This window comes from Massilia sp. YIM B02763, from assembly GCF_030412015.1.
GTDB lineage: Bacteria > Pseudomonadota > Gammaproteobacteria > Burkholderiales > Burkholderiaceae_D > Telluria.
In genome coordinates this window covers 42,008-64,131 of record NZ_JASNRD010000017.1, presented here as the reverse complement: position 1 = coordinate 64,131, position 22,124 = coordinate 42,008, and the positions used below count along the sequence as shown (strand labels likewise).

20 protein-coding genes and 1 tRNA gene are annotated in these 22,124 nt (G+C 65.7%); 9 read left to right on the top strand and 12 right to left on the bottom strand.

Annotated elements, in window-relative coordinates; translation table 11 throughout:
• Positions 1–4 precede the first annotated feature (4 nt).
• Positions 5–190, bottom strand: coding sequence for a hypothetical protein (locus tag QPK32_RS19665; protein WP_290414492.1), 186 nt, complete (start codon positions 188–190; stop codon positions 5–7).
• A 129-nt stretch (positions 191–319) separates the two neighbouring features.
• Here QPK32_RS19665 and gmd point away from each other — a divergent pair, with 129 nt between their 5' ends.
• Genes gmd through QPK32_RS19645 form a run of 4 tightly spaced genes read left to right on the top strand, consistent with a single transcriptional unit; the run spans position 320 to position 4,664 of the window.
• Positions 320–1,363, top strand: coding sequence for a GDP-mannose 4,6-dehydratase (gene gmd, locus QPK32_RS19660; RefSeq protein WP_290414491.1), 1,044 nt, complete (start codon positions 320–322; stop codon positions 1,361–1,363).
• Position 1,364: 1 nt separating this feature from the next.
• On the top strand, positions 1,365–2,306 hold the full coding sequence (locus tag QPK32_RS19655) for a GDP-mannose 4,6-dehydratase (RefSeq protein WP_290414490.1): 942 nt from the start codon (positions 1,365–1,367) through the stop codon (positions 2,304–2,306).
• Between the two features lie 4 nt (positions 2,307–2,310).
• Entirely contained in the window at positions 2,311–3,471 is a 1,161-nt protein-coding gene (locus QPK32_RS19650) for a glycosyltransferase family 1 protein (protein WP_290414489.1), read from the top strand.
• A 41-nt stretch (positions 3,472–3,512) separates the two neighbouring features.
• Positions 3,513–4,664, top strand: a complete 1,152-nt coding sequence (locus QPK32_RS19645; protein WP_290414488.1) for a glycosyltransferase family 4 protein — start codon at positions 3,513–3,515, stop codon at positions 4,662–4,664.
• 115 nt (positions 4,665–4,779) lie between these two features.
• Here the strand turns inward: QPK32_RS19645 and QPK32_RS19640 are convergent, their stop codons facing one another.
• The gene (locus QPK32_RS19640; RefSeq protein WP_290414487.1) at positions 4,780–5,793 is read right to left on the bottom strand and encodes a two-component system response regulator; all 1,014 of its coding nucleotides are present in this window, start codon (positions 5,791–5,793) and stop codon (positions 4,780–4,782) included.
• Positions 5,790–9,158 carry an MHYT domain-containing protein gene (locus QPK32_RS19635; RefSeq protein WP_290414486.1) on the bottom strand — a complete coding sequence of 1,123 codons (3,369 nt, stop codon included), beginning with the start codon at positions 9,156–9,158 and terminating at the stop codon, positions 5,790–5,792. The genes QPK32_RS19640 and QPK32_RS19635 overlap by 4 nt, the downstream gene beginning before the upstream one ends.
• Before the next feature lie 462 nt (positions 9,159–9,620).
• Between QPK32_RS19635 and QPK32_RS19630 the strand changes: the two genes are divergently transcribed.
• Both QPK32_RS19630 and QPK32_RS19625 read left to right on the top strand, forming a co-directional pair.
• Positions 9,621–10,382: an ABC transporter substrate-binding protein gene (locus QPK32_RS19630; protein WP_290414485.1), complete on the top strand. Its 762-nt coding sequence runs from the start codon at positions 9,621–9,623 to the stop codon at positions 10,380–10,382.
• A gap of 52 nt (positions 10,383–10,434) precedes the next feature.
• On the top strand, positions 10,435–10,797 hold the full coding sequence (locus QPK32_RS19625; protein ID WP_290414484.1) for a VOC family protein: 363 nt from the start codon (positions 10,435–10,437) through the stop codon (positions 10,795–10,797).
• A 49-nt stretch (positions 10,798–10,846) separates the two neighbouring features.
• Here the strand turns inward: QPK32_RS19625 and QPK32_RS19620 are convergent.
• Positions 10,847–10,931: transfer RNA gene (locus QPK32_RS19620), tRNA-Leu, on the bottom strand.
• Between the two features lie 133 nt (positions 10,932–11,064).
• Here QPK32_RS19620 and QPK32_RS19615 point away from each other — a divergent pair.
• Entirely contained in the window at positions 11,065–13,032 is a 1,968-nt protein-coding gene (locus QPK32_RS19615) for an APC family permease (protein ID WP_290414548.1), read from the top strand.
• 9 nt (positions 13,033–13,041) lie between these two features.
• Here the strand turns inward: QPK32_RS19615 and QPK32_RS19610 are convergent, their stop codons facing one another.
• Positions 13,042–13,506, bottom strand: a complete 465-nt coding sequence (locus QPK32_RS19610) for a hypothetical protein (RefSeq protein ID WP_290414483.1) — start codon at positions 13,504–13,506, stop codon at positions 13,042–13,044.
• A 287-nt stretch (positions 13,507–13,793) separates the two neighbouring features.
• Here QPK32_RS19610 and QPK32_RS19605 point away from each other — a divergent pair, with 287 nt between their 5' ends.
• On the top strand, positions 13,794–14,396 hold the full coding sequence (locus tag QPK32_RS19605) for an FxDxF family PEP-CTERM protein (protein ID WP_290414482.1): 603 nt from the start codon (positions 13,794–13,796) through the stop codon (positions 14,394–14,396).
• 56 nt (positions 14,397–14,452) lie between these two features.
• Here QPK32_RS19605 and QPK32_RS19600 read toward each other — a convergent pair whose 3' ends face one another.
• The 6 genes from QPK32_RS19600 to hutC form a co-directional block, all read right to left on the bottom strand.
• The gene (locus tag QPK32_RS19600; RefSeq protein WP_290414481.1) at positions 14,453–16,207 is read right to left on the bottom strand and encodes a glycosyltransferase family 39 protein; all 1,755 of its coding nucleotides are present in this window, start codon (positions 16,205–16,207) and stop codon (positions 14,453–14,455) included.
• Between the two features lie 112 nt (positions 16,208–16,319).
• Positions 16,320–16,589: a type B 50S ribosomal protein L31 gene (locus tag QPK32_RS19595; RefSeq protein ID WP_290414480.1), complete on the bottom strand. Its 270-nt coding sequence runs from the start codon at positions 16,587–16,589 to the stop codon at positions 16,320–16,322.
• A gap of 207 nt (positions 16,590–16,796) precedes the next feature.
• Positions 16,797–17,069 carry a hypothetical protein gene (locus tag QPK32_RS19590; RefSeq protein ID WP_290414479.1) on the bottom strand — a complete coding sequence of 91 codons (273 nt, stop codon included), beginning with the start codon at positions 17,067–17,069 and terminating at the stop codon, positions 16,797–16,799.
• 136 nt (positions 17,070–17,205) lie between these two features.
• A complete protein-coding gene (rho, locus tag QPK32_RS19585) occupies positions 17,206–18,468 on the bottom strand; it encodes a transcription termination factor Rho (RefSeq protein ID WP_290414478.1) in 1,263 nt (420 codons plus the stop codon).
• Between the two features lie 144 nt (positions 18,469–18,612).
• Positions 18,613–18,939: a thioredoxin TrxA gene (trxA, locus tag QPK32_RS19580; protein WP_290414477.1), complete on the bottom strand. Its 327-nt coding sequence runs from the start codon at positions 18,937–18,939 to the stop codon at positions 18,613–18,615.
• 347 nt (positions 18,940–19,286) lie between these two features.
• Positions 19,287–20,033, bottom strand: coding sequence for a histidine utilization repressor (gene hutC, locus QPK32_RS19575; protein WP_290414476.1), 747 nt, complete (start codon positions 20,031–20,033; stop codon positions 19,287–19,289).
• 189 nt (positions 20,034–20,222) lie between these two features.
• On the opposite strand from hutC, the gene ada reads away from it, so the two are divergent.
• On the top strand, positions 20,223–21,296 hold the full coding sequence (gene ada / locus QPK32_RS19570; protein WP_290414475.1) for a bifunctional DNA-binding transcriptional regulator/O6-methylguanine-DNA methyltransferase Ada: 1,074 nt from the start codon (positions 20,223–20,225) through the stop codon (positions 21,294–21,296).
• Between the two features lie 50 nt (positions 21,297–21,346).
• Here ada and QPK32_RS19565 read toward each other — a convergent pair whose 3' ends face one another.
• The gene (locus QPK32_RS19565) at positions 21,347–22,102 is read right to left on the bottom strand and encodes a transposase (RefSeq protein ID WP_290414474.1); all 756 of its coding nucleotides are present in this window, start codon (positions 22,100–22,102) and stop codon (positions 21,347–21,349) included.
• Positions 22,103–22,124 lie beyond the last annotated feature (22 nt).

Below are 22,124 nucleotides of genomic sequence, written 5' to 3'. Positions count from 1 at the left end.
GCATTCAGGCGTGGCGGAAGGGGCCCTTGCGGGCCCCTTTTTGCGTTTCGCCATAAAAGTCGTCATTGTGTCGTGAACCTGTAATGAAGCTTGATGGAGTCGTAACATTGCGTAATCCCGCGCGGTCGTTTTGCGGTTTCAGGCGATAATAGACGAGCAGGCATTGCAAATTCTGCATGATTTCTTTCATGCAACGATTAAGCAGCTCGCTCTGGTACAATGCGAGGTTGTCGAAAATTTATCTGGTCCGTTCCCTCCCGACACGCCCGGCGTCGTCGCGGCGGCCTACCTTAGACCATCACCTGGAATCACCAAGAACATGCAAGCAACGAAAAAAGCCCTGATCACCGGCATTACCGGCCAGGATGGCGCCTACCTCGCGCAACTGCTCCTGGAAAAGGGTTATCACGTCACCGGTACTTTCCGCCGCTCCAGTTCGGTCAACTTCTGGCGTATCGCCGAACTGGGCATCGACAAACACCCGAACCTGTCGCTGGTCGAGTACGACCTGACCGACCTGTCGTCGAGCATCCGCCTGGTCGAGACCACCCGCCCGGACGAGGTGTACAACCTGGCGGCGCAGAGCTTCGTCGGCGTGTCGTTCGAGCAGCCCGTCACGACCGCGTCGATCACCGGCATCGGCGCCGTCAACCTGCTCGAGGCCATCCGCATCGTGCATCCGAAGGCGCGCTTCTACCAGGCGTCGACCTCGGAAATGTTCGGCAAGGTACAGGCCGTGCCCCAGATCGAGAGCACGCCGTTCTACCCGCGCAGCCCGTACGGTGTCGCCAAGCTGTATGCGCACTGGATGACCGTCAATTACCGCGAGTCCTACGACATCTTCGGCAGCTCGGGCATCCTGTTCAACCACGAGTCGCCGCTGCGCGGCCGCGAGTTCGTCACCCGCAAGATCACGGACTCCGTCGCCAAGATCGTGTTGAACAAGCTCGACGTGCTGGAACTGGGCAACCTGGACGCCAAGCGCGACTGGGGCTTCGCCAAGGAATACGTCGAAGGCATGTGGCGCATCCTGCAGGCCGACAAGCCGGAAACCTATGTGCTGGCGACCAACCGCACCGAGACCGTGCGCGACTTCGTCACCATGGCGTTCAAGGGCGCCGGCATGGACATCGAGTTCAAGGGCCAGGGCGAGCAGGAAACCGGCCATTGCGCCCGTACCGGCAAGCTGCTGGTGCGCATCTCGCCGAAGTTCTACCGTCCGGCCGAAGTCGACCTGCTGATCGGCGACGCGTCCAAGGCGCAGCGCGAGCTGGGCTGGAAGCCGCAGACCACGCTCGAACAGCTGTGCCAGATGATGGTCGATGCCGACCTGCGCCGCAACGAACAGGGATTCTCGTTCTGACATGAGTCGTTCGGTCACGGAAGGCCGCGCCCGCGCGGCAAGCCCGCGCGAAGGCGAAGGCAAGCGGGCCCTCATCACGGGCCTGCGCGGCTTTACCGGCCACTACATGGCGCAGGAGCTGACCGCGGCCGGCTACGAGGTCTACGGCACCGTCCTGCCGGGCCACGCACCGGGACCGAACATCTTCACCGTCGACCTGCTCGATCGCGCCGGCCTCGCCGCCGTGATCGAGGAAGTGCGGCCCGACGTGGTGGCCCACCTGGCCGCCATCGCCTTCGTGGCCCACACGGACACCGACCAGATCTACCGCGTCAACGTGACCGGCACCCGCAACCTGCTGGAAACGCTGTCGAAGGCCACGCACAAGCCGTCCTGCGTGCTGCTGGCCTCGTCGGCCAATATCTACGGCAATGCCGACGTGGACGTGATCGACGAAAGCATACCGCCATCGCCGGCCAACGACTACGCGGTCAGCAAGCTGGCCATGGAATACATGGCGCGCCTGTGGATGGACAAGCTGCCGATCGTGATCGCGCGTCCGTTCAACTACACGGGCGTGGGGCAGGGCGAGAACTTCCTGCTGCCCAAGATCGTGTCCCACTTCCGCAAGGGCGCGCGCCACATCGAGCTGGGCAACCTGGCCATCGCGCGCGACTTTTCCGACGTGCGCATGGTCGCCAACTGCTACCGCCGCCTGCTGGCCGCGGCGCCCGCCGGCGAAGCCTTCAATGTCTGCTCGGGCCGTTCGACCTCGCTCGAGAGCCTGATCGACATGATGAGCGATATCGCCGGCTACCGCATCGAAGTGCACGTCAACCCGGCCTTCGTGCGCGCCAACGACGTGCTCACGCTCACCGGCAGCAACGCCAAGCTGGCAGGCGTGATCGGACCCATCGCGCCGCCGCCGCTGGTCGAGACGCTGCGCTGGATGTACCAGGCTTGACGCGATGGCAGCCATTCTCGACACGACCATGAATGCCCAGGATGCGACCACGCCGGTGCGCGTCGGCATCGGCACGAGCATGATCGAGCCGGCGCTGACGGGCGGCCACCTGGACGGCATCGGCGTCTACACCCAGGCCTTGCTGCGCCACCTGCCGCAGGCCGGCTGCGCGATCTCCACGTATTCCTGGCCGCGCGGCGGGGCGCCGCTGACGATGGGGCAGGCCATGCCGCAATCCTTCGAGCGCGCCTCGCTGCTCGACCTCGTCACGCCCGGCGCGCACCGCGTGCACATGCCCGTCGACGTGTTCCACGTGACCGACTACCGCGTCGTGCGCATGGATTGCCCGGTGGTGGCGAGCCTGCACGATGCGCTGCCGATCAAGCATCCCGAGTGGTGCAATCCGCGCCTGCGGGGCCTCAAGAACTGGCTGCAGCGCAAGGCCGCGCAAAAGGCCGACCGCGTGATCGCGCTGTCGCACTATGCGATCGACGAGCTGGTCGAATGCTTCGGCGTCGACGAGCGCCGCATCACCGTGGTGCCGTGCGGCGTCGACGACGACTGGTTCGATCCGCCCGCTGCCGGCGACGTGGCCGCCACGCTGGCCGCCAACGGCCTGCATCCCGGCTACTTCCTGTTCGTCGGCACGCTGCAGCCGCGCAAGAACGTGGGACGCCTGCTGGATGCCTACCTGGCGCTGCCGGCGGCCGTGCGCGCCGAGCGCCAGCTCGTGATCGTCGGCCATGCCGGCGCCCGCTCCGAGGACGTGCTGCGCCGTATCGCCGCGGCGAAGCAGGACGGCGCCAACGTGGTCTGGCTGAACAAGCTCACCGACAACGGCGCGCTGCGCCACATCTATGCCGGCGCCGGTGTGTTCGTGTTCGCCTCGCTGTACGAAGGCTTCGGCATCCCCGTCGTGGAAGCCTTCGCCTCCGGCGTGCCGGTGGTGTCGGCGAACACGACCTCGCTGCCGGAGGTGTCGCAGGGCGCCGCGCTCGAGGTCGACCCGCTCGACAGCGGCGCGATCGCCGACGCCATGCTGGCCCTGGCGCGCGAGCCGCTGCTGCGCGCGCGCTGCATCACGGCCGGGCGCGCCCGCGCCGCCCAGCTGACCTGGGACGCCACGGCCCGCATGACGGCCGCCGTCTACCGCTCGCTCCTCTGATTCCCAACCGCCGTACCGAGTCAAGCACGATGTCCAAGCCCATGCGCGTCCTCCACTTCTACAAGACCTATTTCCCCGATTCCGTCGGCGGTGTGGAACAGGTCATCCGCCAGATGTGCGTGGGGACGGGGCGGCTGGGCGTGACGAACCAGGTGCTGTCGCTGTCGCGCGATGCCGACCTGGCCCCGTTCGCCTTCGAAGGCCACGAGGTGCACCGGGCGCCGCTGAACTTCGAGGTGGCGTCGAACGCCGTGTCGATCCAGTCGATCGGCATGCTGGCGCGCATGGCGCGCGCGGCGGACGTCGTGCACTACCACTTCCCGTGGCCGTTCATGGACCTGGCCCACTTCATGGCGCGCGTCGACAAGCCGACGGTGGTCACCTACCACTCCGACATCGTGCGCCAGAAAGCGCTGCTGCGCCTGTACCAGCCGCTGAAGCACCGCTTCCTGGCCGACGTCGACACCATCGTCGCGACCTCGCCGAACTACCTGGCCTCGTCGGCCGTCCTGGACCGCTACCGCGACAAGACGCGCGTGATCACCTTCGGCCTGGACAAGGAAAGCTATCCCGAGCCGGACCAGGCGCGCCTGGAAGCATGGCGCGCGCGCGTAGGCCCGAAATTCTTCCTGTTCGTCGGCGTGCTGCGCTACTACAAGGGCCTGCACATCCTGCTGGACGCCGTCGCCGGTACCGGCTACCCGGTCGTGATCGTGGGCGCCGGCCCGATCGAGGACGAACTGAAGGCCCATGCGCAGCGCCTGGGCCTGAAGAACGTGATGTTCGTCGGCGCCGTCGACGACCTGGACAAGGCCGCGCTGCTCAAGCTCAGCTACGCCGCCGCCTTCCCCTCGCACCTGCGCTCGGAAGCCTTCGGCATCTCGCTGCTGGAAGGGGCGATGTACGGCAAGCCGATGATCTCGAGCGAGATCGGCACCGGCACCACCTACATCAACGTGCACGGCGAGACGGGCCTGGTGGTGCCGCCCTCGGACCACGAGGCGCTGCGCGCCGCGATGAAGACGCTGTGGGACAACCCGGAGATGGCGGCCGCGATGGGACGCCGGGCGGAAGAGCGCTACTGGCGCCTGTTCACGTCGGCGCAGATGGCGCAGAGCTATGCGGATCTATACGAGGAACTGGTGGCGCGCCGGTCGGCCGTCAAGTTGTCGGCCACGCCGCGTCTCGGTTGAATCGACGTGCGTCGAACGCGTGGACGGCAGAGCCGTCCACCCTACGTTGGAACATCGGCAAACGCATGCGATATCGTAGGGTGGGCACCACGTGCCCACCGTGCATGCGGACCGGCTACGCGGCCGCCAGCTCCGGCACCACTTCCTCCGCCCAGCGCTGCCGGATCGCGCGAATGGCCGGCAGCTGCGTGATGAACAGGTCCACCAGCGCCGGGTCGAAATGCTTGCCCTTCTGGCGCACCATGAAGTCCACCGCTTCCTCTTCCGTCCACGCTTTCTTGTACGGCCGCACCGAGGTCAGCGCGTCGAACACGTCGGCGATCGCGCAGATGCGCCCGGCCAGCGGGATCCGTTCGCCGGCCAGGCCGTTGGGGTAGCCGCTGCCGTCCCATTTCTCGTGGTGGGTGAGGGCGATCTGGCGCGCCAGCGCCAGCACGCCGCGCTCGTGCTCGCCGATGATCTCGGCGCCGATCGTGGCGTGGCTCTGCATGATCTTCCATTCGTCCGGATCGAGCGGACCCGGTTTCTGCAGGATGGAGTCGGGGATGCCGATCTTGCCGACGTCGTGCATCGGCGCGGCATGCAGCAGGTCGTCGGCTTCTGCTTCCGTCATGCCGGCGGCCAGGCCCAGGATGCGCGAGAAGTGGCTCATGCGGATCACGTGCAGGCCGGTCTCGTTGTCCTTGTATTCGGCCGCCAGGCCCAGGCGCTGGACGATCTCCAGGCGCGACGCGCGCAGCTCTTCCATGCGCACCAGCGACAGGTGGGTGCGCACGCGCGCACGCACGATCGGCGGGCTGACCGGCTTGGTGATGTAGTCGACGGCGCCGGCCTCGAAGCCTTCCAGCTCGTCGTCGGTCTCGGTCAGCGCGGTCACGAAGATCACGGGGATCGAAGCCAGGTCCGGATCGGCCTTGAGGGCGGCGCAGACTTCGTAGCCGCTCATGCCCGGCATCATGACGTCCAGCAGGATCAGGTTGGGGCGTTCCTCGCGCGCCAGCTCGAGGGCGCGCTGGCCGTCCTTGGCGAAGCGCAGGCGGTAGTGGTCCTGCAGGATCTGGCGCAGCAGCTGCAGGTTGCTGGCCTCGTCGTCGACCGCGAGGATCAGCGGCTGGTGGACGTTGCTCATGAAAGGATCTCCTGGGTCATGTCGTCGATGGCGCCGAGCGCCGCGTCGAGCTGCTGCAGGGCCAGTTCAAAGTCGAAATCGGAAAGGGCGGCATGGACTTGCGCCACGCGGCTGGCCAGCGCATGGCCGGTCAGCGCGGCGGCCAGCGCGGCCAGCGCGGCGTCGTCGAGGGCGCCGCGGCGCAGCGCCGTGCGCAGTGTCTCGCCGGCCTCGCGCGCCCGCGCGAGGTCGACGCCGGGACGCCGGGGTGGCGCCTGAAGCGGTGCCTGGGCGGTCTGGACGGACGCCGGCTGGGCCGCGCGGATCGCCGCCAGCGTACCGGACAGGAGCGGCGCCAGGGCCGCGAGGGTGTCGCGCAGCGTGTCCTCGGCGCCGGGGAACAGGCGGCCGCTGTCGCCGTCGACCAGGCCCTCGACGGCGCCGAGCGAACCGGCCAGCTGTTCCAGGCCGAGGTTGGCGGCCACGCCGCGCACCTTGTGCGCCAGCATGCGCAGCGCGCGGTAGTCGGCGGCGGTGGCCTGCGCCGCCAGCGTCGCGGCCAGGCCCGCATGCTGCACCTCGAACAGGGCCAGCGCCTCGCGGTAGGCATCTTCCCTGCCGCTCCAGCGGCGCAGGCCGGCGTGGCGGTTCCACAGCTGGCGTTCCTGCGCCGGCAGCTCGGCCGCCAGCTGGCCCGGCCCCAGGCCCAGCACGCGCGCGATCTCGTGCGACAGCGTGAACCAGTCGACCGGCTTGGTGGCGAAGCCGTCCATGCCGGCGGCGACGCTGGCGCGGCGGTGCTCGTCCAGCACGCTGGCGGTCATGGCGATGATCGGCACGCGCGTGCGCCCCGTGGCCTCCTCCTGCTGGCGGATCAGGCGCGTGGCCGACAGGCCGTCGATGGTCGGCATCTGGAAGTCCATCAGGATCACGTCGTAGTGCTCGCGCGCGGCCAGGTCGACCACCGCGGCGCCGTCGCCGACGGCCGTCATGGTGTGGCCGCGGCGCGCCATCAGCAGCTGCAGCAGTTCCAGGTTCTGCGGCACGTCGTCGGCCACCAGCACGTTCAGGGGCGGCAGGGCGGCGGCGGTGCGCACGCGCGGCTGCTGCGGCGCGAAACGCGCCAGCATCAGCGGCAGCAGCACGTGGAAGGTGGTGCCCTGGCCCGGCGTGCTCTCGGCCCAGATGCTGCCGCCCATCAGTTCCACCAGCTGCTTGCAGATGGTGGTGCCCAGGCCCGTGCCGCCGAAGCGGCGCGTCATCGAGGCGTCGGCCTGGGTGAACGGTTCGAAGATCGCGGCCAGGCGTTCCGGCGCGATGCCGATGCCGGTGTCGCTGACCGTCACGTGCATCTGCTCGCCCTGCAGTTCGGCGCGCAGCGTGACGCTGCCGCGCTCGGTGAACTTTATCGCGTTGTCGAGCAGGTTGGTCAGCACCTGGCGCACGCGCAGCTCGTCGCCGCGCAGGCAGGTCGGCAGGGCCGGATCGTACTGGATGTCCACGTGCAGGCCCTTGGCGCGCGCGTTCGCCGCCAGCGTCGAGGACAGCTCGTCGATCAGCGACAGCAGGTTGTAGTCGTTCTGTTCGAGTTCGACGGCGCCCTTTTCGAGCTTGGCCGTGTCGAGGATCTCGTTGAGCAGGCGCAGCAGGGCGCGGCCGGCGCTGCGGATCGTGTCCAGGTGGCGCCGCTGGTCGGTATTCAGTTCGCCGTCCAGCAGCACGTCGGTGAAGCCGAGGATCGAATTCATCGGCGTGCGGATCTCGTGGCTCATGTTGGCCACGAAGCTGGCGCGCGCGGCGGCGGCCTGCTCGGCCTTTTCCTTGGCGTCGCGCAGCGCTTCTTCCATCTCGCGGCGCTCGGTGATGTCGACGATGACGCCGTCCAGCCACTCCAGCTGGCCGGCGTCGTTGCGCACCCCGGTGCCGTTTTCCCACAGCCAGCGGGTGCTTCCGTCGGCATGCAGCAGGCGGTACTCGACCAGGTAGGGACGCTCGTCGCGCAGCGCCTGGGCGATGGTCTCGGACACGCGCACGCGGTCGGCCGCGTGGATCAGCGTGCCGAAGTTGCGCTTCGGCGCGGCGCCCAGGAAGTCGGCGCAGGGATAGCCGGTGACGCGTTCGACGGCGTCGCTGATGAACACCATCGGCTGTTCGCCCTCGACCAGGCTGCGGTAGGAAATGCCGGGGATATTGCCGATCAGGGAACGGAACTGCTGTTCGCTGGCGCGCAGCGCCTGTTCCATCGCGCGCCGTTCGCTGATGTCGGTGATGAAGCAGACGAACAGCTCCTCGCCGTCCAGCTGCGCGTGGCCGATGGCGCGGCGCAGCGGCACGATGCTGCCGTCCTTGTGGCGCCCGGCCACGTCGGCCGCGCCGGCCGTCGCCCCGATCTCGCCGGTCGCCAGCACGCGCAGCAGGCCGGCGCGCTCGGACAGCTCCTCGTTGCACATCAGGAGACGGATGCTCTGGCCGATGATCTCGTCGCGCTTCCAGCCGTAGATGCGTTCGGCCGAGGCATTGAATTCGACGATGATGCCGTTGCGGTTGATGGTGATGACGCCGTCCACCGTGGTGGTGAGCAGGGCGCGCATCCACGCCTCGCTGCGCGACAGGTCGCGGAACAGCTGGCGGTAGCGCAGCAGGCCGTTCGCGCCCAGCACCACCATCGTGAAGACCACCGTGATCATCGTGATGACCAGCGCCAGGAAGGTGCTGCTGCCGCTCTGCGGATCGGCGGCCGCCGGATGGCCGATGAAGCGCGCCGCAGCCATGCCCGTATAGTGCATGCCGGCGATCGCGCAGCCCATCACGATGCCCGCCAGCAGCAATCGCCAGTGGTGGCCCAGCCGGCGCAGGTTCGACAGCCCGAAGCGCACCCACAGCGCCAGCGTCGCGAGCACCACGGCCACGACGATCGACAGACCGAACATCAGCGGGTCGTAGCGCAATTCCAGGTCCATGCGCATGCCTTCCATGCCGGCGTAGTGCATGGCGCCGATGCCGGCGCCGACCAGCGTCCCGCCGAGCAGCATGGTCCACGCGCCCAGGCGCTCGCGCGCGATCAGGTTCAGCGCGACGAACGAGGCGGCGATGCTGGGCACGCCTGACAGGATCGTGATGGCGGGGTCGTAGTCGACGTCGGTGCACAGGTCGAAGGCGAGCATGCCGATGAAATGCATGGCCCATACGCCGGTGCCGAGCGCCAGGCTGCCGGTGCCGAGCACGATCCAGCGCTGGCCGCGGTTGGCGACGGCCTGGCCGGCGACCAGCAACCCCATCCAGGAAGCGAAGATGGCCACCAGTACCGACAGCACGACCAGCGCCGGCGTATAGACGCCATAACTGAGCAGCGAAGGGTCGGACGGCAAAGTGAACAGGGACGGCATATTAAATCGGAAAAATCAGTAATTTCTACAGTGAATCGAGAACGCGCAAGTATGTCACTTTCGCTGTGGAAAGTCTTGTTGCACAGCGCGCGCTCGGCTTCAGGAACGTGAAATTGTCGCGCGCATGCCACCAATATCATCAAAAAGTTTCCAGACCGTTATGCCCTCCCAGGGGGAGAAATGTCAAGTGCAGGCAAAATCGGCGCTCAGATTCGGCGTATGGATGCGCATGAAATGTTGAACGGCCGGGTCGATAAAACCGAATCGATGAGGGCATCATAAAACGAAAAAATCAGTAATGCCAAGAGGAAACTTTTTCAGCTAATACGATTGTGTTGCCTTTCGGCATCATCAATGTCGAGGCGCCGCCCGATGCAGGCCATTGTCGCCGGCTCGGCCTTGCTGGTATGCTGCATCCAGGCAAGCCCACCGATAGCTGCCCTCAAGACAAGGACGCCGTACATGCGATCGACGATTCTTGCTGCGTGCCTGGCCGCGGCCTGCATGCAGGTGCAGGCCCAGATGCCGTCGCGCCTCTACCTGACCACGGAGGCGCGGCCGACGTATGGCGGTCAGGCGGCCGCGCCACCGGCCGGCGTCGCCACCGACACCATCCGCGCGGTAATGGCGCGCGCGGGCATCGTCTATTCCCTCGATCCGCTACCGTGGAAGCGCGCCTACAACACGGCGCTGGAGCGCCCCGACGCCTGCGTCTACGCGACCAGCCGCATCCCCGAACGCGAACGGCAGTTCAAATGGGTCGGCCCGATCAGCCAGATCGACTGGGTGCTGATGGCGCGCGCCGACCGCGGCCTGCAGCTGCGCAGCCTGGACGACGCGCGCGCCCTGCGCATCGGCACCTACAACGGCGACGTCCGCGACCAGTACCTGCGCGTGCGCGGCTTCGACGTCGACCCGGTCACGGACGACCCGGCCAATCCGCGCAAGCTGATGCTGAACCGCATCGACCTGTGGGCCACCAGTATCCAGCGCGGCGCGGCGACGGTGAAACGCCTGGGCTATGCCGGCAAGATCGTGCCCGTCCTCACCTTCAACCGCACCAGCCTCTACCTCGCCTGCAACCGCGCCGTGCCCGACGCCCTGGTGGCGCGCATGAACGAGGCGCTGGCGTCGATGGAGCGCGACGGCAGCCGGCGGGCGATCCTGGACAAGCATGCGCAGGCGCGGCTGGAGGAAGGACAGGCCGGCGTTGCCGGTCGTTGATTCTTTTGCAAAACCGGCATATCGTCGAGCTCCTTCCTTCGCAAAGGCTGCCATGACGACCCGATTCCTCGGCGTATCGCCCTTGATCCCCGCACGCGACGTGGAGAAGGCGATCGCCTTCTACCGCGACAGCATCGGCTTCGAGCTGGACTACCGCGACGCCGACCCGGCGCAATTCGCGATCGTCGCGCGCGATGCCGCCCGCCTGCACCTGTTCGCCAGCCAGGACAAGCACCTGGCCGACTGGACCAGCCTGCGCATCACGGTCGACGGCATCGACGCCTTATACGAACGTTGCCGGCAGGCGCGATGCGTGCATCCGAACGGCGAGCTGGGCGAGCGGCCCTGGGGCACGCGGGAGTTTTCGATCGTCGATCCGTCGGGGGTGTGCGTCGCGTTCGTGCAGGGGGCGTGACGGCGGCGAGGATGGGAATACGGCAGGGTGGGGATGAGCGGCTTGCGAATGGTGCCTCCGGCCGGAATCGAACCGGCACGCCTTTCGGCGCTTGATTTTGAGTCAAGTGCGTCTACCAATTCCGCCACAGAGGCGCAAGCGCAGGCGCGCATCTTAGCATACGTCATGCCAAACTGACCAGTGTACGCACGGATGTTCTGCGCCGTGCGGAAGGCGGGCGTATGATCGGGCTACTCCGACAAGGCCGCCTCCGCAGCGGCAGGCATGATGAAGAATAAGAAAATTCGCGAAATCATCCTCGGCAAGCCCCTTGATCCCATGCAGAGCGACACGCGCCATTCGATGGCGCTGGTGGCCTTCCTCGCCTGGGTCGGGCTCGGTGCGGACGGCTTGTCCTCGTCTGCCTACGGTCCGGAAGAGACCTTCCGCGCGCTGGGCACGCATACCCACCTCGGCCTGTACATGGCCATCGCCACCGCGGTGACGGTGTTCGTCATCGCGCTCGCCTACAACCAGGTGATCGAACTGTTCCCGACCGGGGGCGGGGGCTACCGCGTGGCGAGCCGGCTAGTCGGGCCCTATCTCGGGCTGGTGTCCGGCTGCGCGCTGATCCTCGACTACGTGCTGACCATCGCGATCTCGATCGCGTCCGGCGTGGACGCCCTCGCGTCCTTCCTGCCGCTCGGCTTCCAGCCCTATAAATTGTGGGCCGAGGCGTTCTTCATCGGCCTGTTGATCGTGATGAACCTGCGCGGGCTGAAGGAGGCGATCCAGATCCTGCTGCCGATCTTCCTCGGCTTCGTCGCCACCCACCTGGTGCTGATCGTGTACGGCATCGTCGCGCATGCGTCGCACCTGCCGCAGCTGGTGCCGCAGACCGTCGGCGAGACGCGCGAGCTGGCCGGCAGCATCGGCTGGGCCGGCGTGGCGGGCATGCTGATGCTGGCGTATTCGCAGGGCGGGGGCACCTATACGGGCCTCGAGGCGGTGTCGAACAACGTCAACCTGCTGGCCGAGCCGCGCGTCCGCACGGGCAAGATGACGATGTTCTACATGGCGCTGTCGCTGGCGATCACGGCCGGCGGCATCATCCTGCTGTACCTGCTGTGGGAGGTGCAGCCGGTCGACGGCGAAACGCTGAATGCCTCGACCTTCCGCCGCATCATCGCCAGCATGGGACTCGGCGGCGACGTAGTGAACCACGTGCTGCTGGCCACGGTGCTGGCGTTCGAGGCCGGGCTGCTGTTCGTGGCAGCGAACACGGGGTTCCTGGGCGGGCCGTCGGTGCTGTCGAACATGGCGGCCGATTCCTGGGTGCCGCACCAGTTCCGCTACCTGTCGACGCGCCTGGTCACGCAGAACGGCATCCTCGTGATGGGCGTCGCCGCGCTGGCGATCCTGTTCTGGACCGGCGGGCAGGTGACGCTGCTGGTCGTGCTGTATTCGATCTCGGTCTTCCTCACCTTCGCCATCTCGCTGTTCGGCCTGTGCCTGTACTGGTGGCGCCACAGGAAAGAGTCGGACAACGTGCGCTGGGTGCGGCGCTTCCTGCTGTCGCTGGCCGGCTTCGTGATCTGCGCGGCGATCCTGGCCGTGCTGCTGGTCGAGCGCTTCACGCACGGCGGCTGGGCGGCCGCCGCCATCATCGCGGCCATCGCGGCTTTGTGCATCTATATCCGCAACCATTACCGCGAGACCCGGCGCGCCATCGCCGCCGTCGACGCAGTGTTCGCTCACCAACCTTTCGGACCGGTGAAGGAGGCGGCCGAGCCGGATCCGAATGCCCAGACCGCCGTCTTTATCGTCGGTAATTCGCGCGGTGGGGGCCTGCATGCGTTGCTGTGGGTGCTGCGCATGTTCCCTGGTCACTTCAAGAATTTCCTGTTCGTGAATGCGCGCACCGTGGATGCCCATGCCTACGGCGGCGAGGGCACGATGGAGCGCATGCGCGCGGACGCGGCCGAGACGCTGGAGTACTTCGTGGATTTCTGCCAGAGCCACGGCATGGCGTCGGCCTCGTATATCGGCTTCGGGACGGATGCGGTGGAAGAGGTGACGCGGATGTGCGAGCAGATCAGCAGCGAGTACGCGAATGCGATCTTCTTCACCAGCAAGCTCATCTTCGTGTCCGACAACTGGTTCACGAGCCTGCTGCACAACCAGGCGGCGCTGGCGATACAGCGGCGGCTGCACCTGGAAGGACTGCAGATGGTGATCCTGCCGATGAAAGTCTGAGGGCCGCGCTCAGCAGGCCAGGCGCTTGCGCAGTGCCCGCAGGACCGGCACGGGGCCGGTGACTTCCAGCGCATGGTCGAGGACGGTCACGGCGACTTCCCGTTGCGGCAAGCGGGCCCAGCGGCGCGCGCGGCTGCGGTAGCGCACGGAGCCCGGGCTGCGCTCGGCCGGCACGTAGCCCAGCTTCTCCATCGTCTCGTCCAGCGTGACGACCAGGTGGCAGGCATGAAAGCGCGTGCTCACTTCCAGCCGCCCCGGCAGTTCTTCCAGCAGCGGCAGCACGCCGCCGGCCAGCACCGGCAGCACGATATAGCCGAGCGGCGTGGCCGGTTCGACGAGGTGGAACACGATGGCCAGCCCCGACAGGCCCAGCGCCAGCACCAGGGCCAGCGGCGCCAGGCGCTGGGCGCGGACGGAAGGGCGCGCGGGACGTTGACGGACCGGTTCGATGTCGGAAAACGTGACGCTTTTCATGCTGGCTCCTCGGCTGGACGGCCCTGGCACGGACCGCATATGCCATTGTGAAGAGGCGGGCCCGGCAGCATTTGATTTTCCTCAAGCGGCATTTTTCCAAAATGAACTGTTTTTAATTGGAAAAGTTTTAGCAAGAAAATTCTTGTTGCTGAGGAATTGGATGAGATTTGTGCGCAATCTAACAGTTGACTAGATGTGCGGAACTTAAGCTTTCATTAAGAATCGGTAAAAGAGTTCAGACACCGGTTCCCGACAGCGAGTCCCGATCCCTTATCTACGGAACTATCATGAAACTGAAAACTCTCGTCCTGAGCGCCATGCTGGCAGGCGCAGCCTTCGTGACGCAAGCCGCGTCCGCGCAGCAAATCCAACCGACCGGCCCGCTGGCAACCGTCAGCGATGGCGCCGGCGGCTTCAATGCCTTTTTCGGCGACACCTTCACCGCCGCGCAAGCGGGCAGCACCTTTACCGACATCTTCACCTTCAACGTCGCCACGCCGTTCGACGCGGCCGGTTCCGTCACCTCGTCCTACCTGAACACGCCGCTGACCAAGGACCTCCTGATCACGGGCCTGAACCTGTACCGCTACGATCCGGCCACCAACGCGATCATCGGCAGCGCCATTTCCGGCATCAACAACACGGGCTTCGGCGACAACCCGACCGATTCCTGGTCGCTGGAAGCGTTCGGCCTGCAGAGCGGTTCCTATGCGCTGCGCATCGACGGCCAGGTGGTGGGCGCCGGCGGCGGCACGTTCGCGGGCGACTTCAATATCTCCCCGGTGCCGGAACCGGCGACCTGGGGCATGCTGCTGGCCGGCCTGGGCATCGTCGGCGCCACGATGGCACGCCGCGCGCCCGCCATGCGCAAGTCGCAGGCCAAGGCCTGACACGCCGCGCGCAGGCATGAAAAAAGCCGCCAGCAGGCGGCTTCCTGTTCTTGCGTTCAGCGTACGCGGCGGTACAGGCGGAAGCGTTCGTCGCGGTCGGACGGTCGGCGGCCTTCCCACAGCAGCGTCCAGTCGCGCGCCCGGAACGGCACGACCGCCCCGCCACGCACCGGCGCGCCGTTCTGGATCGGCGCGTGCTGCGTCGGGTTCTTGATGCTGTCCTGCAGCAGCATGTAGCTGCAGCTGGCCGTGGCGACCGGCGCGAAGGGCAGGTGGCCGAAGTAGGCGAAGGAGGCGCGCTGGGCCGAGCCGACATTGGTGTCGATGCAGTCGGCATCGGCCGGCAGGCGCGCCGCGATCTGCTGGGCCACGCTGGCATAGCTGCGCGCATAGTTCAGGTCCGGCAGGAACAGCGTCATCAGCAGTACCCATAGCAAAATCAGGCCGCCCGAGGACAGCACGACGGCGCGCCACAGTACCGAGGGCTGGCGCGACAGGCGCCAGTGCACGAGGAAGATCCAGCCGGCGGTGGCGATGGCGGCGACGGTGACGGCCACGATGCCGACTTCCGGCTTGAAGCCCGGCACCAGCTTGAGGGCATTCTTGGCGAGTTGGGCCGGCCAGCCGGTCAGCTTGGCGATCCAGAACAGCCAGATCAGGCCGCCCAGCAGGGTCAGCACCATCACCGAGAACCAGTCGATCGCATTGATCGCGCCGCGTTTCATCGTCGGCAGGCCGAACGCGGCCATCAGCGCCATCGGCGGCAACAGCTTGAGCAGGTCGCCGCTTTCCGGCACCGGGTCGCACAGGATCAAGAGGGCCAGCACGCCGACGAAGCAGGTCGGCAGGATGATGTGCAGCAGGCCGCGCTGGCGGCGCCAGGCCCAGGCGGCCCAGGCGGCGAACGGCCAGGCCGGCCAGAAATACCAGATGCCGACGCGGAAGAAGGCCTTCAGCGACAGCCAGCCCGGGATGCTCAGCTGGCTCGCGTTCCAGGCCAGCCAATCGGCCACCGGGTCCATGCCGTAGGGCCGGACGATGGCCGCGGGCACCACCCAGATCATCGGCACCAGCACGCCCACGCAAGCGGTCTGGCCGAGGTGGCGCAGCGTCGGCGCCGAGGCCATTTTCAACATGCGCGTGCACAGGTACAGCGCCGCGATCAGCACCAGCGGCGGCGCGAAGCCGCGCGTGATTGCCAGCGCGCCGAGCGCCAGGCCGACCAGCAGCGCGTTACGGGTGTTCATTTCCTCGATCAGGCGCACCGAGCGGAACAGGAACCACGACAGCAGCGCGCCCTGCAGGGTCACGGCCAGCGTCTCGTGGCTGTGCAGCAGCAGGCCCAGGCTGCCCAGGTAGATCAGGACGGCCGTATCGGCCAGCGTGCGGCCGTAGTCGGCCGGTTCGGGCTGGCCGCCGAACGCCAGGCGCAGCGGCTGCGCTTCGGCGCGCCGGCCCAGGTGGAAGGCGGTATGCCACAGCGACACGGTGCCGAGCACGAAGATGCCGATGGTCGACATGCGCGCCCCCATCACGTCGCCGACCAGCCAGCCGAACAGCTTGATGCACAGCGCGCCCAGCCAGAACGCCAGCGGGCCTTCGTCCGTAATCGGCAGTCCCGCCACGTTCGGCAGCAGCCAGTCCTGGAAGCCGCCGTGGGCCATGGTCCACATGATCCCGAAACTGGCGGCGTCGTCCTTCCAGGGGTCGCGCCCGATCAGGCCCGGCAAAATATAGAGCAGGCCCAATGCGTACAAGGCCCAGCGGGGCAAGGCGAGGGTGGCGGCGGCAGGAAGGCGGACTGGTTTCATCGATAACTGATCCAGTAGTTAGTGTTGCTGAGTACTCAGGAATGAGTCGCGTAGTATAGCGGCAAAAAAAAAGGAAGCCCGGTGGGCTTCCTTGGCGATCGCGGAGCGCGAATTAGCCGTTGGCGACGGAGGTCTTCGAACCAACCGAGCCGAATTTCTGGCGGAACTTCTCGACGCGACCGGCGGTGTCGACGATCTTGTGCTTGCCGGTGAAGAACGGGTGCGATTCAGCCGAGACTTCGATCTTGACCAGCGGGTATTCTTTACCTTCGTAGTTGATGGTCTCGCGCGTAGCGATGGTCGAGCGGGTGATGAACTTGAAGTCGCACGACAGGTCGTGGAAGACGACTTCGCGGTAATCCGGATGGGTATCAGCTTTCATGATTTGCCTTGAGTTGGTTTGGTAGCCAAACGGCACTTCGTCGGTCGACCTGCTTCTTGACCCGATTGCCGATCACTTGCCAGGGGTGGATACGGAACCGGAGATTATAAGCCAGCCAGGGCCGGGTGGCAACTACAGCAGCCGGCACGGCCCTTCTGGTAGGGCGCATCCCTGGCCTTGACGGCTTTGCCGGCCGTTCCAGGCGATTCAGGCGGGGTGCAGGCGGGCCAGCATGGTCAGGATCATGCCGCCGAAGCCGATGACCATCGTGATGGCCGTGGCTGCCATCCACTTGCTCAGGCGCGCGGATTCGCCGTGGATATCGGTCTTGAGCTCTGCCTTCAGTTCCGCCAGGTCGGCTTTGTCGGGCAACATGGTGAGCAGGGTGTCGAAGCGGGTTTCGAGGACCGTCAGGCGCCGGTCGAGCTGCAGGCTGCCGTTGCGTTGGGCTGGCGTGTCGTGCACGTCGTCGCTGGTCATCGTCGTCTCCTTGGTTGTCTGGCACCCGATTGTCCGGGCCGGTCTTCCCCAAGGCTTGATCTGAACGAATCGTAGCGCATAAAAAAGAAAAGGGCGAGGTCGACTCGCCCTTTCCATTCGATGCCAACGGCTGGGATCAGCCGCCGCGACGCATCAGGTCGAAGAATTCGACGTTGTTCTTGGTCGCGCGCATCTTGTCGAGGATGAACTCCATCGCCTCGATCTCGTCCATCGAGTACAGCAGCTTGCGCAGGATCCAGATCTTCTGCAGCTGGTCCGGCTTGATCAGCAGTTCCTCGCGGCGGGTACCCGACTTGTTCAGGTTGATCGCCGGGTAGACGCGCTTCTCGGCCAGGCGGCGCTCCAGGTGCACTTCCATATTGCCGGTGCCCTTGAATTCCTCGTAGATCACGTCGTCCATGCGCGAGCCGGTCTCGATCAGGGCGGTGGCGACGATAGTCAGCGAGCCGCCTTCCTCGACGTTACGGGCGGCGCCGAAGAAACGCTTCGGACGCTGCAGCGCGTTGGCGTCGACACCGCCGGTCAGCACCTTGCCCGAGGCCGGGATCACGGTGTTGTAGGCGCGTGCCAGGCGGGTGATCGAGTCCAGCAGGATCACGACGTCCTTCTTCATCTCGACCAGGCGCTTGGCCTTTTCCAGCACCATCTCGGCGACCTGCACGTGGCGGGTGGCCGGTTCGTCGAAGGTCGAGGCGACCACTTCGCCGCGTACCGAGCGCTGCATCTCGGTCACTTCCTCGGGACGTTCGTCGATCAGCAGGACGATCAGGGTGACGTCCGGGTGATTCGCGGTGATCGCGTGGGCGATGTGCTGCAGCATGACCGACTTGCCGGACTTCGGCGAGGCCACCAGCAGGCCGCGCTGGCCCTTGCCGATCGGCGAGATCAGGTCGACGATGCGGCCGGTGATGTTTTCCGCGCCGTTCATGTCGCGCTCCAGGCGCAGCGGGACCGAGGGATGCAACGGCGTCAGGTTTTCGAACAGGATGCGGTGCTTCGAGGCTTCCGGCGATTCGCCGTTCACCTTGTCTACCTTGACCAGCGCGAAATAGCGTTCGCCATCCTTGGGCGTACGCACTTCGCCTTCGATCGAGTCACCCGTATGCAGGTTGAAGCGGCGGATCTGGGACGGCGAGATATAGATGTCGTCCGTCGAGGCCATGTAGCTCGCATCCGGCGAACGCAGGAAACCGAACCCGTCCGGCAACACCTCGAGCGCGCCGTCGCCGAAAATCTGTTCGCCTTGTTTCGCGCGCTTCTTGAGGATCGCGAACATCAGTTCTTGTTTGCGCAGGCGGGCTGCGTTGTCGATATCCAGGCTGATCGCCATCTCCAGAAGGGCGGAGACGTGCATTGCCTTCAGTTCAGATAAGTGCATGTGTCGGGTGTCCCGTGACGGGAAAGTAAAGGTAGGGGAGGGAACTGCGTGGGTTAATCAAAGGATGGGATCGGGTCGATCGCCGCTCCGTTCCGTAAACAGGCGGCAGTGCGGGCGCGCTGCCGCCACCTTGGGACTAGTGTATCAGATGTTGCTATCGATGAAAGCCGTCAGCTGGCCTTTTGCCAGGGCGCCGACTTTCTGTGCCGCTGCCTGGCCGTTCTTGAACAGGATCAGGGTCGGGATGCCGCGGATGCCGAACTGGGCCGGAACCGCCTGGTTCGCGTCCACGTCCATCTTGGCGATCTGGATCTTGCCGCCGTATTCCTTTGCAACTTCTTCCAGGATCGGGGCGATCATCTTGCAGGGGCCGCACCACTCGGCCCAGAAGTCGACCAGCACGGGCAAGTCGGACTTCAGAACGTCGGTTTCGAAAGATGCATCGCTGATGTGTTTGATGTTTTCGCTCATGTTTTCCTCAATGTGAGGTAGGTCAATTAACGCCTGAGAGGATATCGGAATCTTGAAAACCTATCAGCCGATCCCGTACTTGTCAGACTGGTCTGCACCACAATGGTGGAGGCACTGTGTGCGACATTCAATAGTGGAAGAGCTGCAAGAGGATGTCAGGCGGGGATTAATCGGAATAATAACCGATTTTTTCGCAACGTGTTCGTGAGCTTTGTACAAAAGCTAAACCTGATTGCAGCCTTTGTAAAAGTGCCGGGCGGCGCATTGACCATGCTCATTATCCGGCAAATCCATGTCGTATGGACGGTCCACGGCGAATTTATTTCGCGCCGTGGTCCGAACGACATTCATACGCTGCCGGTGAACTTGTACAGGTGGCCGGGATGCCACATCGTCACCACCGACGCCACCCGCCCCTGCGACGTGGTGCGGCGCTTGAGCACCAGGCACGAGGTGCCGGCGCCGATGCCCAGCATCTCGGCGACGTCGCGCGGGGCCGGCAGCGCCTCGATGCTGTAGGTGGCGCCCTGCAGCGGCGCGGCGACCATCAGGTGCTCGTTCGGGGTGGTGCGGGAAAAATCCTGCTCCAGGTAGGCCGGGGCGCAGGCCGGGTTGACCCAGCGGTCCTCGACCTGGATCGGCTCGCCGTTCTCGGCATGCACGATCAGCGAATGGAACAGGACCGTGCCGGGATCGAGCGCGAACTGCTGCGCCAGCGCCTCGCTCGCCGGACTGCTTTCAAGCAGCAGCGGCCGGCTCGCATGCACATGGCCGCGGGCGCGCACCTCGTCGGCGATGTTGCGGATCTCCAGCGTGGCCTGGTATTTTTGCGGCGCCACATAGGTGCCCGATCCCTGGCGCCGCGTCAGCACCTGTTCCGCCGTCAGCTCGCGCACGGCGCGGTTGACCGTCATGCGCGACACCCCGAACTGGCGTACCAGGGCCTGCTCGGACGGCACCAGGTCGCCTTCCTTCCAGCGGCCGGCGGCGATCTCGCCGACCAGGTAATCCTTGATGCGCTGGAAAATGGGCGTGCCATCCTGCGCGCTGTACTGTTCCAACCTGCTCTCCAATCCGGTTCGTGCCCGGTCCATGCCCGGTTCGTGCCCGCTTCATACTCGTTTCATGCGCCGCCGCGGCGCCGTATCCGGAACGGATTGTCCGGCAGCGCCAATTCGAAAGCAAGAGCCGGGATGACGCACCCCATGAAGATCGCTACGATGGCGCCACGGATTCGCAACCGATCTATGCATACACATACATATACGCTCGAGAGGGATGCCATGGACCAGCCAGACTACGCCAGCGACGACGCCCGCTGGGACGCCGTGCAGCGGCGCGAACCGGCGGCCGACGGCCGGTTCTATTATTCGGTGCGCAGCACCGGCGTGTACTGCCGTCCCTCGTGCGCCTCGCGCGGCGCACGGCGCGCCAACGTCGCCTTCCACGCCAGCTGCGCGGAAGCGGAGGCGGCCGGCTTCCGTCCCTGCCTGCGCTGCAAGCCGGACCAGCCGCCGCTGGCCCAGCGCCAGGCCGCCGCGGTGGCGCAGGCCTGCCGCCTGATCGAGGCCGCCGCCGACGTCGCCGACAAACTGCCGGACCTCGATACGCTGGCGCGCGCCTGCGGCATGAGCCGCTTCCACTTCCACCGCGTATTCAAGGCCCATACCGGCATCACGCCGAAAGCCTATGCCGCCGCGCGCCGCGCCGAACGCGTGCGCCAGGCGCTGGCGCAGGGCGCGCCCGTCACCGACGCGTTCTATGCGGCAGGCTGGCAGTCCAGCGCGCCGTTCTATGCGGCGGCGGGACAGCAGCTGGGCATGGCGCCGGGGCGCTATCGCAAGGGCGGGGAAGGCGAGACCATCGCCTATGCGCTGGGCGCCTGTTCGCTGGGGACCGTGCTGGTGGCGTCGACCGCGACAGGCATTTGCGCAATCCTGATCGGCGACGATGAAGCGGCGCTGGTCGAGGATGTGCGCGGACGTTTCCCGAACGCCGCGTTGGCGCCCGCCTCGCCCGATTTCGCGCACACGCTGGCCCGGGTCATCGCCTTCGTCGACGCGCCGCGCGCCGTGTTCGACCTGCCGCTGGATGTGCGCGGCACCGTGTTCCAGCAGCGCGTGTGGGACGCGCTGCGCCGCATCCCGCCCGGCGAGACGATCAGCTATACCGAGCTGGCCGCGCGCGTGGGACAGCCGTCCGCCGTCCGCGCCGTCGCCGGCGCCTGCGCCGCCAATCCCGCGGCAATCGCCATCCCCTGCCACCGCGTGCTGCGCAACGACGGCGCGATCTCGGGCTACCGGTGGGGCGTGGAACGCAAGCGGGCATTGCTGGACCGCGAGCTTGAGAAAAGCTAAACCGGGGTCAGAGCCGGGGTCAGAGCCCGATTTTTGGAAATAGCATCTGACTAATTTTTTCTGTCTGCAGGCAGTGCAGTTGCAAGTTGCACTTTGTCCGACTCAGTATTTTCTGCAGCTGCTACGCCCAGTGGCCGACTACTGTTGCTGGCGTAGCGAATTTCTTCCAGCATATCCTGGGAAAGATCAATTCCGAAAAAACTTCGGTAGGCAGCTTGGCGGGTGGATTGATCGCTTCCCAAATTGGTGTAAAGCGTATGCGGCTTAAGGAGCAGGCTGTCGGTACCCAGTGCATTTGTTCGATAGCTCGACCAGTTATAGTCCGCAGGACAGTTAGTCATTCCAGCGCGTACGGGATTAAGTTCAATATACCGATGGCACGCCATCAGATAGCGCGTATCCAGTATCAAGCAGGAGCGAAAGCGCCCCTCCCACAATGTTCCGGTGCGACGATGGCGACGATTGAAGTACTGCACGTACCGCTGACCAAGACGCTGCATCAGATTGCTGGGGCCTTCCCCGTCTCCAGGCGTCAGCAGTAGATGGACGTGATTGGTCATCAGCACATATGCATGAATGGCACAGTCGCTGTCATGTGCGCATTCGCGCAATATGTCGAGATAAACCAAATAGTCAGACGTGTGTGCAAAGCACGGTACTCGGTTATTGCCGCGCTGGATGATATGCAAGGGTACATCGGGGATGATAGTGCGAATCGGGCGTGGCATGGCATGTTGATGGCGAATAGGCAGAGTCAGCAACCTATAGCGTTTCGCCATTTCCTCATCGATGAAGCTCAATCTCATGGGCTATTTTCAAAAATCGGGC